This window comes from Peribacillus huizhouensis, assembly GCF_014138605.1.
GTDB classification, from domain to species: Bacteria; Bacillota; Bacilli; order Bacillales; family DSM-1321; genus Peribacillus; species Peribacillus huizhouensis.
Map to the genome: position 1 here is coordinate 1 of NZ_JACJHX010000034.1, position 15,104 is coordinate 15,104.

The 15,104-nt window shown below is 36.5% G+C and carries 13 protein-coding genes and 1 pseudogene; 1 reads left to right on the forward strand and 13 read right to left on the reverse strand.

Annotation, left to right across the window (positions count from 1 at the left end; all coding sequences use genetic code 11):
* Positions 1 to 395: 395 nt before the first annotated feature.
* Together HNP81_RS24840 and HNP81_RS22825 are read right to left on the reverse strand one after the other, a co-directional pair.
* The gene (locus tag HNP81_RS24840) at positions 396 to 476 is read right to left on the reverse strand and encodes a hypothetical protein (protein ID WP_376766781.1); all 81 of its coding nucleotides are present in this window, start codon (positions 474 to 476) and stop codon (positions 396 to 398) included.
* 302 nt (positions 477 to 778) lie between these two features.
* Complete coding sequence (locus HNP81_RS22825; RefSeq protein WP_028390861.1) at positions 779 to 1,675, reverse strand: LysR family transcriptional regulator; 897 nt, start codon at positions 1,673 to 1,675, stop codon at positions 779 to 781.
* Between the two features lie 248 nt (positions 1,676 to 1,923).
* Between HNP81_RS22825 and HNP81_RS22830 the strand changes: the two genes are divergently transcribed.
* Positions 1,924 to 3,891, forward strand: a complete 1,968-nt coding sequence (locus HNP81_RS22830; protein ID WP_182504111.1) for an FUSC family protein — start codon at positions 1,924 to 1,926, stop codon at positions 3,889 to 3,891.
* Positions 3,892 to 4,209: 318 nt separating this feature from the next.
* Here HNP81_RS22830 and HNP81_RS24520 read toward each other — a convergent pair.
* The 11 genes and pseudogenes from HNP81_RS24520 to HNP81_RS22880 all read right to left on the reverse strand — a co-directional run.
* Positions 4,210 to 4,403, reverse strand: a pseudogene (locus HNP81_RS24520) (hypothetical protein); the annotation flags it as partial.
* 433 nt (positions 4,404 to 4,836) lie between these two features.
* Positions 4,837 to 6,612, reverse strand: coding sequence for a CotH kinase family protein (locus HNP81_RS22835; protein WP_182504112.1), 1,776 nt, complete (start codon positions 6,610 to 6,612; stop codon positions 4,837 to 4,839).
* 56 nt (positions 6,613 to 6,668) lie between these two features.
* Positions 6,669 to 7,358, reverse strand: coding sequence for a DUF4956 domain-containing protein (locus HNP81_RS22840; protein WP_182504113.1), 690 nt, complete (start codon positions 7,356 to 7,358; stop codon positions 6,669 to 6,671).
* 29 nt (positions 7,359 to 7,387) lie between these two features.
* Entirely contained in the window at positions 7,388 to 8,089 is a 702-nt protein-coding gene (locus tag HNP81_RS22845) for a polyphosphate polymerase domain-containing protein (protein WP_182504114.1), read from the reverse strand.
* Between the two features lie 126 nt (positions 8,090 to 8,215).
* A complete protein-coding gene (locus HNP81_RS22850) occupies positions 8,216 to 8,440 on the reverse strand; it encodes a hypothetical protein (protein WP_182504115.1) in 225 nt (74 codons plus the stop codon).
* A gap of 387 nt (positions 8,441 to 8,827) precedes the next feature.
* The gene (locus tag HNP81_RS22855; RefSeq protein WP_182504116.1) at positions 8,828 to 10,075 is read right to left on the reverse strand and encodes a sensor histidine kinase; all 1,248 of its coding nucleotides are present in this window, start codon (positions 10,073 to 10,075) and stop codon (positions 8,828 to 8,830) included.
* Between the two features lie 11 nt (positions 10,076 to 10,086).
* Positions 10,087 to 10,758, reverse strand: a complete 672-nt coding sequence (locus HNP81_RS22860; protein WP_028390858.1) for a response regulator transcription factor — start codon at positions 10,756 to 10,758, stop codon at positions 10,087 to 10,089.
* 68 nt (positions 10,759 to 10,826) lie between these two features.
* Positions 10,827 to 11,990 carry an ABC transporter permease gene (locus HNP81_RS22865; RefSeq protein WP_312859724.1) on the reverse strand — a complete coding sequence of 388 codons (1,164 nt, stop codon included), beginning with the start codon at positions 11,988 to 11,990 and terminating at the stop codon, positions 10,827 to 10,829.
* Positions 11,938 to 12,669, reverse strand: a complete 732-nt coding sequence (locus HNP81_RS22870; RefSeq protein WP_220478695.1) for an ABC transporter ATP-binding protein — start codon at positions 12,667 to 12,669, stop codon at positions 11,938 to 11,940. Before HNP81_RS22870 ends, HNP81_RS22865 begins: the two co-directional genes overlap by 53 nt.
* A 5-nt stretch (positions 12,670 to 12,674) precedes the next feature.
* A complete protein-coding gene (locus HNP81_RS22875) occupies positions 12,675 to 13,910 on the reverse strand; it encodes an efflux RND transporter periplasmic adaptor subunit (RefSeq protein WP_182504117.1) in 1,236 nt (411 codons plus the stop codon).
* 19 nt (positions 13,911 to 13,929) lie between these two features.
* Positions 13,930 to 14,139: a hypothetical protein gene (locus HNP81_RS22880; RefSeq protein ID WP_028390856.1), complete on the reverse strand. Its 210-nt coding sequence runs from the start codon at positions 14,137 to 14,139 to the stop codon at positions 13,930 to 13,932.
* Positions 14,140 to 15,104 lie beyond the last annotated feature (965 nt).

Genomic DNA, 15,104 nt, shown 5'->3' on the forward strand with positions numbered 1-15,104 from the left:
AAGTACCTTGCGCTTCCTTAGTGGTTAGTCGATGTGTACCCCCACAGTGGACTTTCACCACCTAGATAGTTGCCATGCCTGGCACACATGAAAAAAGCGATCTTCTTTATTGAAGAATCGCACTAGATTGTTGAAGATCTGCGGCTGCAGTAGATGGCTAGCGCTTATTGAACTCTAGCATCCCTTTAGTTTAAGTGCAATTCTTCACAAATTAAACTAAAGTTAAACGTCTTTATACTTTTTAATCGATGAGTATTGTTTAATAAGATTTTTAATATAAGCCCTTCTAATAATGCGTTTACTAAAAAAAATGGGACTGCCCACACTTTATACTAGGTACCAAGAGTCCATCCTGCCTCCCAAAATAAAATTAGGTGATAATTTACTTGTAACAATTAATAAAGAAGATTCGTATATAACAACGTGGTATGAATATTAGAATGGCAAGCCTGATTAGCAATGTCATGAACGCTCATTCCACTATTAATCGCGTAAGTACAAGAGAAATGTCGTAAATCATGGGGGAGTTATATGTTTCCAAGCTTTTCTGAATACTCATTAAACAACATAGTTATCGTAGTTCTATCTAATGGTTTATTCCGTTTGCTTGTAAATACAAAGACCTCAAAATTCTCTTTTTCTGCTCTCTCCTAAATCCAAGCCTGTAGAGCGTTTTTTACCTTGTCATTCATAAAACGGTCCTAGTTTTATCACCCTTCTAAGGGTTCAGTTTATAAACAATCAAACAGAAGTAGAAATAGTTTCACCCCAAAACCAGTTATTTGCCTTCTGTTTCAGATAATCGCATCGTCATTTCAACAAAGGTCTTGAACCTAGCAACTGCAGGTGACATATATCCATTTGTTCTCCAAACCATTCGAATAACCCTTATACTTTGTGGATTCTTGATACGAATCATTGATATTTTTTTCTTATCCAGACCAGGAATAAATGGAATAAGAGCAACTCCAAATTTGGCTCCAACAAGGCCTGCAACAGTTCTCTCTTCTAATCCCTCAAAAGACATTTTTGGATGAAACCCAGCTTTATGGCAAATTTTCTCAATCACATCACGCATAGCAGTTTCAGGCTTAAAAAGCACAAATGAATCATTGGCTACCTCACTTAAATCGACTTCCTTCCGACCAGCAAGTCTATGGTTATTGGGGACTATTAAAAATAATTCGTCCCTCACAATTGGAATAGAGCTAAAATTTTCAATGGTCTCTTGTGGAGAACAGAAGCCGATGTCAATTTCAGTAGATGCTAATTGATCCAATATCTTACTTGTTGTGTGCTGATACAATTGAAAATTTAATCTTGGCACTTCTTTTCGAAAGGCACTAATTAACTCAGGGACAAAGCTAGAACCAAGAGTTTGAATGAATGCCAATGAAATAGTCCCATTTAGAGGATTGGTTAAATCATTAATTTCCTGTTTTGCTGCATTTATTTCTCCTAAAGCTTGGTTTGCATGTTGAAGAAAAATTTTTCCATATCTGTTTAATTCGACTCCATGACTTTTCCGTTCAAAAAGCGGAACGCCGATTTCTCCTTCAAGTCGAGAGATCGAACGACTTAATGCTGGCTGAGAAAGGTCTAATTTAACTGATGCCCTTGTAAAGTTTTCAACATCAGCCAATGTTTGAAAATATTTTAATTGTTGAAAATCCATAAACAAAATCCTCCCATAATATCTGGTATTACAATAATGCATGGAATTCATAAAAAAGACAATTAGTAGTGTATAGTATTCCAGAAGTATAATGAAAATATCGGTTCATTATAAGTTGGGTGGGTGGTTACTATATTTAGTGGTATTCAAAAATATGGTGCCTATTACGCAGTGATTAAGATTAAAAATATTACAACCTGTTTATTTGTGCCAACATTTTTTTATGCTTATAGAAAAGGAGCCATTGTATGAGAGAAACAAATAAATCAGTCCCTGCTAAATCCTCATCTCTTTTAAAACAGGCAATGAGTGTGAATAGAAAGCCGTTTCCTTGGGTAAAAGCATTTTGTGCAGGGGTAGCTTCAGCCTTGCCAGTTATTATCGGATTATTGTTTGGCAATTTCGAATATGGGTTGATAGCTGGGATGGGAGGATTCTCCTACCTTTACGTTTTCAATATTCCATATGCTCAAAGTGCTAAAAAGCTATTTTTTGTTGTACTTGGTATGACATTGGTTTCAGCACTTGGGACACTTGCTGCACCTTACCCGCTTGCAACAGCTATTTTGATGGGGATTATAGGAGCTACAGCTATTTTTATTTTTGGAGCATTACGAATTACTGGGCCATCTGCTATTTTTTTTGTTTTAGTCTTTGCTATGACAACAGGTATGCCTGTTAATCCAGAACTTGCCCCTATACGGGCTGGCCTCGTTTTTTTAGGTGGGACATTATCGTGGATCATTGCAATGATTGGTTGGTTATTTAATCCTCATGGACCTGAAACAGGTGTAGTAAAAAGAGTTTATTTAGAACTTGCTGCATTTGTTGATTCAGTTGGTACAGAGAAATTTAATGAGTCAAAGAATCAAGTCATGTCAGTTTTAAAAGAATCAGAAGAAACACTTGCAGCGGGGTATATTCCTTGGAGAAAAACCGATCTATTTAATCGACTGTATGTACTTAATGATCATGCAAACAAGATATTTTTATATATACTCGAAAATTTTTCAGAAAAACATTCAAAATTACCACCGGAACTAGGGCAAACGATCCGGGAAATCACGATTTCACTGGATAATAGGGATAAGTGTAAACGGGTTTGTAAAAAAATACTCCAGCCAGAAGTAATGAATGAAAATGTTGCTACATTATTCATAAAAATATATGATGCGGATGCGATCATGAATGAACCAACATCAAATGTTAATAAAGTGATACGAATTTCTAAACCATCACTTAAGATGATTTTTGGTGAAGCATTTGACAAAAATTCAATTGTATTTATATCTGCACTACGATTTTGTGTAGTAACGATCATCGCAGCGATCATCGCAGCGATCATCGCAGCGATCATCGCCTATCAACTTAATTTAGCGCGCTCCTATTGGGTGCCATTATCTTGTGTTGCAGTTATGTCAGGATCAACGATTGTTACAACATATCATCGTGCGATTCAAAGAGGGTTTGGTACAATTGTGGGTATTCTAATTGCTAGCTTCATTCTTGCTACACAGCCATATGGATACATCATTGCTCTTTTAATTCTACTATTGACGTTTATTACAGAGCTTTTTATCGTGAAAAATTACGGATTAGCTGCACTGTTCTTCACACCGAATGCGTTACTAATGGCTGAAAGCACAAGTCAAGGAAGCTTCAGTTTTTCTTATTTTGCTTCAGCTAGATTAATTGATGTACTAATCGGTAGTGTCATAGGCTTAATTGGAGTATGGTTTGTAGGGAGAAGGTCTGCATCTAGCCGTCTACCTCATTTAGTAACCAAAACCATCCGAAGTCAAGCACAATTTTTATTACTCCTTTTCTCTGACCACGGAGTAGGATTTAAAGTCGAAGAAAACAGTGAAATTAAAAAAATGCAATCAAATGTCATTACTTTAAAAACACTCTATACTACCGCTGCTGGGGAGATTCCGGTCAATCAAAAGGCGTTGGACTATTATTGGCCAGTTATATTTTCCGTCGAGCGATTAGGGTATTTATTAGAAAGTTGCTCAAAAGTAGAAAAGCGACCAATTCTTTCAGAGGAAAAGCTTGCCCAAATACTTTATGTTTGTGAAACTACGGCAAATGCTGCCGGACGAAAACAGTCACCTTCTATTAAAAACGTTCCTGAAATAGAATCTTTCCCAAGTATACAGAATGAGATTATTCGCTTGCAAAAATCTCTTCAAATGATTAATAGAAAAATGTAAACATTGTATAGAAGATACTAGAGATTCCAACGATGAACTTAACAACAAAAAATGTATAGATTCTCAGATTAAAAGAAGCATCACGATGGTGATGCGTTAAAAATACAGTAATAAATACAATATTGAGTTAGTACATTTATCCAATGTAACAAGAGTAAAAAAAGTAAAGTAGAGGGTGGGATAGGTTTAAATAAGGAGATGATAGATATTATTTTTGGAAAGTGCAATAAGTTTCTTGAAAAGACTTTATTATCTTTATTCTTTATTTAAAGAACAGGGCTGTCAATAGATAGTCTTTTCTGTGAAAAGAACGGTATACCACAGTCCATTCGGGTCATCATAAGCTAACTTCCGTCCTTGGACTAATAACTTTGTCCCAAAGTCTTTTGATAGAACTCAATGGAACGCTTAAGTTTCGAAACAGAAACAACAAATGATTGATTTCCTATCGGTAATGCTTGACCTGAATGGATTCGAGTTCTTTTTAACAGCGCTTTTACACGAAGGACCATTTCTACTGGGTCAAAGGGTTTTGCTAAATAATCATCCGTACCAACTTAAAATCCTCTAATCCGATCCTGTGCTTGATCCTTTGCTGTAATCTTAAAATAGGAATATCGTGAAGTTTTTGGATTTCTTATCAGATTGTGGATACCGTCCATTTTAGGTATCATGATGTCCAGGATGATTCTAAATATTCAAACGATAATTAGCCATTATATTTCTCAATTACTTCAAAATTTTCATCCTCTAAACACAATTTTTAATTCACGAATGTGCAAAACATCATCTACAATTAAATTTTAACCAATATTCTTTCTCCTTCGACAATTCTATTTATAGATACCTACTATTTGTAGGCATTAATATCCTTGGTCAGTATTAATAAAAAAAGCGATGTAATTGTACTATTGTACAAAACATCACTTTTTCATACAGGCTTATTTAACGAAAGCCACGACGGTTGAATTTGCTTACACCAAATATGGCAATGAGTAATAAGAGCAGTGAACCTAGAGTCAATGCCATGTTTCTCATTCTCATGGAAACGGAAGGTTCGGCAGTCCCGCCTTTAGCCAATTGGTTTGGATCAAACCCTTCCGGGGGTTTCATTCCATCTGGCATCTTACTTGGGTCCATCCCCTCTGGCATCCTTCCTAGTTCGACACCCTCAGGCGGCTCCCTCCCCTCAACTGCCTTGCTTGGATCATCTTCCTTAGGAGACATTTGTTTTTGCTCTTTATCTGATGGTGCCGCTCCATTAGCTGCTACAGCTTCTTCAGAGGCAGGCTTTTTATCAATAACTAGCTCACCAGAAAGCTGCTTTAAGATTGAATTTGACCGTTCGCCTGCAAAAGCAGCCAGGCTCTTTTCACCGCTTACGCCTTCTAGGAATTGTTCTGTCGTCCCAAATTTAGATGGATCCGCTTCTACATAAGTTAAAATAGTGGCTGACACTTCTTTTGTTATTTTGCTTACGTTCTCTTCAGTAAAATACTCGGTTGATAGTTCTTTTAGATATTTTTCATAATTGGCTAAATACTCTTTGTTTTTTAAAAGGGCATTCAACAAAGGCCGATCTTCTAAGTTAGTTCCCGAAACGGGATTATAAATATCAAAGTTAATCGATTCTTCTGACATGATATCTTGATTTGTCATTGCACCCAGCATGTCTCCATCTTCAAAGTCTATGGGCGGCTTTTGTCCTTCCGGTAGTTTCATTTCTCCTTTGGGCATGTCCATATTCCCTAATTTTGAAGGATCCATTCCTTCGGGCATCTTCATTCCTTTGCCCCCCATACCCATGGAGAATGAACCGAATGCCATATTATAATCCCAAGGGATGATCGAAAATTTCCCATCCTCTTCATATAGATAATAGTTATGCTTTAACATGCCTTGATAGCTATCCATACTGACAAGAGCTGTCGTTGTGGCAAAATAGCGTAACATGTTATCAACATCGATATACTCTTCTATGTCTCCACCATTATTTATTACATCAATCATGTCCAGAATATTGGATTGCTCGATATTGGATTCGTTTGTTTTTGGATTAAGACCTGAGTAATCATCAATGTTAGAGCTTATATATTTCAGATCACTTCCAGTTCCATCCGGCTTAAACAAAAAGCCGGCATTGCTTCCGTAATTCTTGGCAAGGAAGGTCTCGTCGACCGCTTCGACTCCAAGCATCAGGCCATAATCTTTGCCATTAACTGTGACGTACATATAAGAATGCTCCGGAGTGGAAAGTCCCATTGATTCTAGAATTTCATAGGATACATACTCTTTCATCTGAGTTGTATCACTGAAATTGTTATTTAAATTTAGTTTTTTTAATCCGTAAAAGCTTTGTGAACTATCGTAATAGTCAAAATCTAGTTTTAAACTATAACGGTTTGAATCACTTGAAGCCACCGACATTAGAGAAGAATTGCCTTTTGTCCTAATCCCTATATTATTAATTCGCTTTCCATTTACAGTTACTGTTGCTTCCTTCATTTCCTCAGCCATAGGGTTTTCCATCATACTTGCCCAATCTTTTTCATCTATTTCAATATTGATCGTAGTGACCTTTTTTTCATTAAATAGCTTAGTTTCATAGGAAAATTCATCATTTTTATCTTCAATATTTAGATTCGGCAGGACCATGAGGACGATTAAAAAAAGAGTGATTAAGCAAGCCATTATTGAGTATACAAATTTATTACTTATCATCTATTGCACTCCTTTAAAAATAGGAAACCCGCCAATACAGGTTTCCTAATAATGCGTTACGCTGTAAAGTTACCATCATAACTTAACATGACAGCAGACGATACACCCTTTACTCTGGCAATACTATTAATAATTTCTGAATCATTTTCTTTTACACGTACTTCATACGTGGCTTCAGTTTCATTCGTCATCATCATTGATTTTGACTTTAAACTGAATTTTTTCGAATTTTCTTTTAAAATTGTTTCAATTTCCTGTCCTGTTGCTTCTGAGTTAAACTTTACAACAACTAAATAAGGATTCTGAACCGTAATTTTGTTTGCAAACACAATTAATACGATTCCTATACTAATAGATCCTATTACAGATAATAAAATGAAGCCGGCACCACACAATATCCCAATTATAATGGACCAGAATAAATAGACTAAATCCATCGGGTCTTTAATGGGTGTACGAAAACGAACGATTGATAATGCACCAACCATACCTAAAGATAATAAAACGTTTAAGCTAATCCCCATTATGACCAATGCAGTTGCCATTGACATGATCATAAGCGAAATATTAAATGAATGTGAGTAAATGACCCCGTTAAATGTCTTTTTATATACGGCATAAACAAATAAACCAAGTAAAAAAGCAGATAATAATCCTAATAAAGAATCTGTCAGTGAAAATGACGAAGTTTTTTCTATGAAACTTGATTTGAAAATATCATTGAAAGTAATTATATTTTTATCCATCATGTTACTCCTTCTGATTAAATCCTGAATTAAACGTACATTCGACTTAATTGGTATTTTGAATAGGCCTCATGCCTAGTATTAATGCCTTGCAGCATATTTCGGATAACTTCTGGCAAATACTCATCATATTTAACCTCAAGAATAACTTCATTTGCCTCTAGTACATTTACCATTGGCAGACTCTTATTGAACATATCCGTGTTTCGGAAACTTGACTGTACTTTGCTGTCAAAGGTTATACGGACATTACCATATAAATAAATATAGGCTTCACGTTCATAATCAACAACTGTCATCGGTTTCAGCTGATATTGCGTCATTTCGATATATAAATCACGCATAAGCTCTCGGGCATCATCCTTCATCCACTCAATATCGCCAACACGCATCTTTTCAAATTCCTTTTTCGATGTTTTGCATTTCGACTTAAATGTCAAGTTGTTTCTCTTGCTTTTTCGTTCTAAATTTACAACATCTTCGCTTTTTCCATAAATGCGAACACGATATTTATCACGATTTAAATAGCCTTCTTTTTTCTCGGTCAAAACTTTATTATCGATATTATCAAAATAGCAAGATCGAATTAGATATTTACCGCTCGGACCAGCGTTAGGGTCGAGTTTCATTAAATGCCTTAACTTATTCTTTAACAACATATAATCTATATAAGTAATCCCATGTTTTAGCTCTTGTCGACCATTTGGATTAAATGAAGTATAAATTGGCATAGAAAATTTACTTCCTTTCTGAAATAGATTTCAAAGGGTTGTCCATTTATTATGCTATAAACGGACTAATGGTTCATAAAACTTCCATAAGAACAGCTACACAAAGTTGATACTGGTATATTTTCATCATTGAGCTTGATTGGATTGACTTTGACCTGTTTGATCTTGACCCGGCTGGAATTGACCATTTCTTGGGAACATCTGACCCTTCCCTTTTGGTCTCAATTCTGAAAAATTAGGGCTTGTACTTTGTTTATAAACTACGTATCCTACCCCAATAGCTGCACAAGTACTTATCCCCAAATTTACAATGAGTAAAATTTTTATTAGATTTTGTTTGGGATATTCCATTTTGATTCCTCCTGGATTTATGTTGATAAGCCCATTATGAATTTCCTTCCTTAACTTTTCCTTAATATTTCAACCCTACATGTAATATTTTTGTAAAATCTTTTACAATTGTTCTTTTTGGAATAAAAAAGTCAAGGAGGTACATGATGGCACTAAAAAAGTCCCTATAAATTAGACAAGCAAAGGCTTCCTCAATGAAATCGAGGAAGCCTTTGCTTTTTTCATGTATTACAGGAATATTTAGTTTTGATGGTGCTTCGGATAATCTCAAATCAATAACCAATTATTCTTAGCCCATTCATGTCAATCTATACTATTCTATCGCGTATAAGTATAAACTACGCCTCATGAACCGCCCTTTTGGGCTCGCCAATCAGCGAGTTTCCATTATATTTTTTGATTCTTTGGAAGATTAATTTCAAAACATGTTCCCACTCCAACTTTGCTTTGTACGACTACTTTGCCATGATGTTTGTCAATAATCCATTTTGCAATAGAAAGACCAAGCCCAGCTCCTGCTTCTTCTGTCCGGGATTTATCCACTTGAAAAAATCGATCAAATATTTTAGGTATATTCACTTCGTCTATACCGATGCCATTATCCTGAACTTTAATCAAAACAGTATGAGAGGTTTGGGAACAAGAAATGATAATTTTTCCTCCCTTTTTCGTATACTTCATAGCATTATCTAATAAAATGACCATTAATTGATGGATTCTTTCCTTATCTCCCATAATAAAGACCGAAGATGGGACATCCAATACAAGTTTTTTTTCTTGATATAAGGCAATCTCTGAATAATGTTCAATTAATTCCTTCAGTAAATTTGTTATTGAAAACTCTTTCTTTTCTATCTCTAGCTGATCTGAATCAGAACGAGCCAATGTAAGCAGATTGGCAACGAGCTTTGCTAATCGTCTCGCCTCTTTTGATATGACAGATATATCTATTGCCTTATCTTGTATGGTAGAAGACGGTGACCGCCACAATAAATCTGTCTTAGATTGAATGACAGCTAAAGGTGTTCTTAATTCATGGGAAGCATCTGACACAAACTGCTGCTGATTTTTCCATGCTTCCTTAATAGGAATTAGCGCTCTTTTTGCCAAAAAAAATCCGGCACCGACAGCACAAAAACTGCCGAGGATACAACCAATTATCATAATTAATAACAATGTATGAAGCATGTCTTTTTCTGAAGTAATGTTTCGAACAAATTGCATTGTTATTTTTCCAAAATTTGGATGATACATAGTTATTGCAATTGTCCTAAAGTAAAACCCTTCTGCTTCTACGTCCCTAAGCTTTCTTAACTCTTTAGGGCGAAATTTGGTTTCATTATCGGCAAAAACTGTTGCACCCTCATTTAAAGTTATTAGTTCGTTTTTTTCGTTCCATATCAGTAAAGCAATACGGGGATCTCTTGGCCCTCTTGGCAACCGATCAGGCTGTTCAAGCGGTCCAGGTTGCCCTAGCTCTGCTACACGATCTACCGCCTCAAGCAAGTCATTATTTACATCCCGATATAAACGCGATTGTGCATAAGAATAAATAACGGATACAAGAACTCCGATTAAAATGATAAAGACCAATGAATTTAAAATAGTGAGTCTAATACGAGTTTGTTGAAACATACCCTTCTCTCCTACTGTTCCTTCAACATATAGCCGATGCCGCGTACCGTTTGAATGTCTTTATGATAACCGAACGGTTCCATCTTCTTACGAAGATGATGGACAAATACTTCTACTATGCCGATTGTTGTATCGGAATCGAATCCCCATACTCGATCGTAAAGCTGTTCTTTCGTTAATATGGCTCCTTTGTTCTGAATCATAAATTCCAGCATTTCATACTGTTTTAACGTTAATTTTATCGGATGGCCATCTACAAAAATGGCTTTTTCTTTTCCAAATAGTTCAATCCCTCGATATTGAATCGTTTGATTTGTCGTCAGACTACCACTCCTTCTCAATAACGCTCGAATACGTGCTTGAAGTTCTGGTGCTTGGAATGGCTTGGTCAAGTAATCATCTCCTCCAAGGTCTAATCCTCTGACCCGATCTCCTAATGAATCTTTGGCAGTCAAAAACAAAACAGGGGTCTGAATATGTTCCTCCCGTATCTTTTGTATCACCTCAAATCCATCCATTTCTGGAAGCATAACATCAAGGACAATTAAATCATAAATATTTTGCATGGCCATAAATAGCCCTTCTTCTCCATTTTCTGCGCAATCTACTTCAAATTCCTCAGATAAAATTTGGTTAATAGACTGCAACAAGGCAACATTATCTTCTACTACTAATATACGCACCATGTGTCACTCCTTTCTTACATAATAACAAAACAAAGCGTTCGTGAAACGAATCGCTTTGTTTTGTTCTATTCATATCGTAGAGCTTGAATCGGATCAAGCTTAGACGCTTTATTCGCCGGAAATACACCGAATACAACGCCAACTAATAAAGAGAAAACAAATGATAGCAGCATAACAGGTATCGAATAGGCGATTGTCGACCCCGTCACTACAGTATAAATTTGCGCACTGACGACTCCAATTCCTACGCCAATGATTCCACCAAATGAACTTAATACAACTGCTTCAATAAGGAATTGCAGCAAAATATTTTTACGCTTGGCGCCAATTGCTTTTCTAATGCCGATTTCTTTAGTACGTTCTGAAACAGATACAAGCATAATATTCATAATACCAATCCCACCAACGATTAGAGATATGGCTGCACTTCCGCCTAACATCAATGTCATCGTTTCATTGACAGATGATGCAGTTTCCATTAAATCTTTTTGACTTGACACACTATAACTGTCCGCATCACCTACAATAGAATTCATCGTACTTTCAATACGGCTAGAGACAAAATTAATCGAATTTTCATTTTCTACTTTGACATATGTTGTGCCAATATTCGTCGTAGAAGCTAAACGTTGCCCCGTGCTAAGAGGGACAATAATCGTACTATCTCCGCTCGTTCCTAATGAACTTCCAACTGATTCAAGAACGCCAACAACTTTATAGGATGTTCCGTTTACTTTTATGGATTCACCGACTGGATCTCCTAAGCCAAATAATGTTTGTGCCGTGTCTGAACCAAGGACTGCAATTTTTGAATGATTCTCATGATCTAAGTCTGCAATGAAACGCCCTGATTGTAGCTGTAAATCACGGACCTTTAAGTAGGAAGAGGTTGTGCCAATCATTGATACTTGTGTATTAGTTTTACCCTTTTTCAATGTTACTCTTCCTGACACTGTTGGTGCAATTTCTTCAATACCATTGACATCCTTAATCTGGTCTGCGTCCCCTTCTTTAAAGGTAACATCTGAACCCGTAACCGATACAGTTAATACATTTGTACCTAAGCTGCCAATTTGATCTTGTACGTCTTTTGTTGACCCTTGTCCGATTGCAACCATGACGATAACAGAGGAGACACCGATAATAATCCCCAGCATCGTGAGGAATGCTCTGATTTTATTTGCTATAATACTTTTCAGTGCCATTTTGAGCGTCTGCAAACCATTCACCTCCATTCTCATAAAGTTGTCCATCGTGAATCCGAACAACACGGCTTGCTTGTTTAGCAACATCTAAATCATGTGTAATGAGAATAATGGTATGTCCTTGCTCATTTAGCGATTTCATAATCGCCAAAATATCCTTACTTGTTTTACTATCTAGTGCTCCAGTAGGTTCATCTGCTAGTAAAATAGGTGGGTGTCCAGCTAATGCGCGCGCGATTGCGACGCGTTGCTGCTGCCCACCAGACAATTGCGAAGGCAAATGATTCGCTCGATCTGCCAAGCCGACTTTTTCTAATGCCGCTAATGCTGTTTCTCTTCGTTCCACCGCTTTCATGCCTCGGTAAATGAGTGGAAGTTCTACATTCTCAACTGCTGTTAGTTTCGAAATAAGATTGAAGTTTTGAAAAATAAACCCAATTTTTTCATTGCGAATGGTCGCAAGTTGGGATCTTTTCATTTTCCCGATTTTTTCATTATCTAACATGTATTCACCTGAATCCGGTCGATCTAAGCAGCCAATCATGTTCATAAATGTTGATTTTCCTGAGCCAGATGGTCCGATAATTGAGATGAAATCACCCTTTTTGATATCGAGGGAAACACCTTTTAGAGCCATTACTGTTTCGCCACCAAGTTCATACATCTTTTCCATGTTCTTTATTTGAATAATTGGCTCTATCATTGTCATTAATTCCCTCCTTGTCTGCCGTCTGAAGGCATCCCGCCTCCACTTCTTCCTCCAAAGTCACCGCCTGGTGCCCCTTGGAAGTTGCCACTTGGGAAGCCTCCTCCTTGCATCATCATCGGTCCTTGAAAAGAATTACCGCTAGATTGAACTCTCGGTATTTGCACATTATCTCCTTCTGCTAACCCGCTTGTAATTTCTACATACATATCATTTGCAATACCTGTTTCTACGGTTACTTTATTTGTTGATTGTGCAGAATCCTCTGAATCAGAAGTTGTAGGAACGATTACATACTTCTCATCTCCACTTGTATATACCGCTTCAACCGGAACGTATAAGGCATTGTCTTTACTTTCAATTAAAATACTTGCTTCCGTCGACATACCAATTTTTAAGTTTTTTGGATCTGTAATTTGAACAGTTACATCAAATGAAGAAACGCCATTTGATGCTATTCCTACTTTTGCTACATTCGTTACTTTTCCAGCAAATTTTTCATCTTCAAATGCACTTGCTGTTATTTCTACCGCTTGGCCTTCTTTTACCTTTGTTACATCTAACTCATCAACACTAATGGTTGTTTGCAATGCACTATAATTGGTAATATGTGCAACTGGCTCCGAATTTGGCACAGAGTCGCCGCTTGCAACAGAAAGGCTTGTGATTGTCCCAGCAACCGGTGCTTGCAAGATACTTCCATCTGTAAAGGTTACAAGTGTTGCACCTGCTTTTACAACATCTCCTTCCTTAACACTAACTGTATCCGCTGTTAAGCTACTTCCACCACCTAAGCTTTCTGAACTTCCACCACTGTCTTCTCTTGTTACAGGTGATGTATACTCATCTTCATCTTCGATACGAAGAAGGACTGTTCCTTGTGATGCATTGCTGCCACTACTTACACTAACTGATTTGATTTCTCCATCATATGGCGCCGTCACAACATCACCATTTTTAAACGTGACAAGTGTGTCACCATTATCTACTGTATCTCCAGATTCTACACCTACACTATCTACAATAAGAACCGTGTTGTCTGCTGTAACATCTTGATCTGTTATGGCTGTAACCGAACCTGAGCCACTAACGGCTACCTCTAATTTCCCTTTTTGGACTGCCGTTGTTTGTACTGCAGCCGCAACATTTTGTGTTTTATCTGTTTTACCTATAAAGAACCAAGCGCTTGCTCCTCCGATTACAACAATAATGACTGAAATAATCATCCACTTTTTCAAATCTCTATTCTCCTTTCCATCATTGAGTTTGATTTGATTGATCTTGATCTTGTTGGAATTGACCGTTACCTGGGAACATCTGACCATTCCCTCTTGGTCCCATTTCTGAAAAATTAGGGCTTTGACTTTGTTTATAAACTAGATACCCTACCCCAATAGCTGCACAAGTACTTATCACCAAATTTACGATGAGTAAAATTTTTATTAGATTTTGTTTAGCCTGTTCCATGTTTATTCCTCCTTAATTTGCCTTGATAAGCCCATTATGGATTTCGTTCCTTAACTTTTCCTTAATATTTCAATCTTCCATGGAAAATTAATGTAATCTTTCTTACGAAGTTCCTAAAAGACTACTTGAGGGCACTGAAAAAGTCTTTATAGTATAGAAAAGCAAAGGCTTCCTCAATTAAATCGAGGAAGCCTTCGCTTTTTTATGTAATATAGTTGTATTTAGTTTTGGTGGCGTATCGGATAATTTCAAATCAATAACCACAACGCTTTCCTGTTGTGAGCATAATCTACTAAGATTCTAAAAACTTGGTTATGGTCCGTAGTCTCCACTCTTCCTGAGATACATTCTATTTTTTTCAGGTTCGTTAATTCCTTGACTTCCTCATATTTTCACTATGAAATAGTGTGTTTTAACTTTTATTCCTTTAATAGTGTTTTCCTTAACAAACAGGGTATCTATAACTTATACTTCGTATCCAGTTTCCCCTTTTACTTCTCTAATACAATATTCTGAATCATAACCACTCACCATAAGAATTTCATTTTTCTCATTGATACAAACAGCGGGGCAGAACCAAACGTTTCTTTCATTAAAATTCCCTCTTTAGATGGATATATAATAAAAATTCCTTCTTATGTTAAAGGTATAAATGGCAATAAAGTTATTAAATTTTAAAATCTCAAACAAGCATAACCCCGTTCTAAATTTAGGACAGGGTTAAAAATATTGTTGATTATTTACTTCTGTGAAATACTTCACTATACAAAAAGATATAACAATATAGTCACTTAAAAAATCTAAGTTTTTATTTCACAATCGCGTCCGTTTATGAAATATCAGAAGTAAATGTCTTATTGAACAAACGCAACCCGTTAGCCATCCATGAAGCGCAAAAATCAGCGCTTCACCACAGAGAATGAAAATGGTTTAGAACCGTCAATACTGATTCTACGGCTGGGAGA

Excerpts from the sequence above, each read along its gene's own strand:
- HNP81_RS22840 (WP_182504113.1), bottom strand. The coding sequence starts at position 7,358 with ATGGATAAAAATATAATTACTTTCAATGATATTTTCAAATCAAGTTTC.
- HNP81_RS22845 (WP_182504114.1), bottom strand. The coding sequence starts at position 8,089 with ATGCCAATTTATACTTCATTTAATCCAAATGGTCGACAAGAGCTAAAA.
- HNP81_RS22850 (WP_182504115.1), bottom strand. The coding sequence starts at position 8,440 with ATGGAATATCCCAAACAAAATCTAATAAAAATTTTACTCATTGTAAAT.
- HNP81_RS22855 (WP_182504116.1), bottom strand. The coding sequence starts at position 10,075 with ATGTTTCAACAAACTCGTATTAGACTCACTATTTTAAATTCATTGGTC.
- HNP81_RS22830 (WP_182504111.1), top strand. The coding sequence starts at position 1,924 with ATGAGAGAAACAAATAAATCAGTCCCTGCTAAATCCTCATCTCTTTTA.
- HNP81_RS22835 (WP_182504112.1), bottom strand. The coding sequence starts at position 6,612 with ATGATAAGTAATAAATTTGTATACTCAATAATGGCTTGCTTAATCACT.
- HNP81_RS22870 (WP_220478695.1), bottom strand. The coding sequence starts at position 12,669 with ATGATAGAGCCAATTATTCAAATAAAGAACATGGAAAAGATGTATGAA.
- HNP81_RS24840 (WP_376766781.1), bottom strand. The coding sequence starts at position 476 with ATGAGCGTTCATGACATTGCTAATCAGGCTTGCCATTCTAATATTCAT.
- HNP81_RS22825 (WP_028390861.1), bottom strand. The coding sequence starts at position 1,675 with ATGGATTTTCAACAATTAAAATATTTTCAAACATTGGCTGATGTTGAA.
- HNP81_RS22880 (WP_028390856.1), bottom strand. The coding sequence starts at position 14,139 with ATGGAACAGGCTAAACAAAATCTAATAAAAATTTTACTCATCGTAAAT.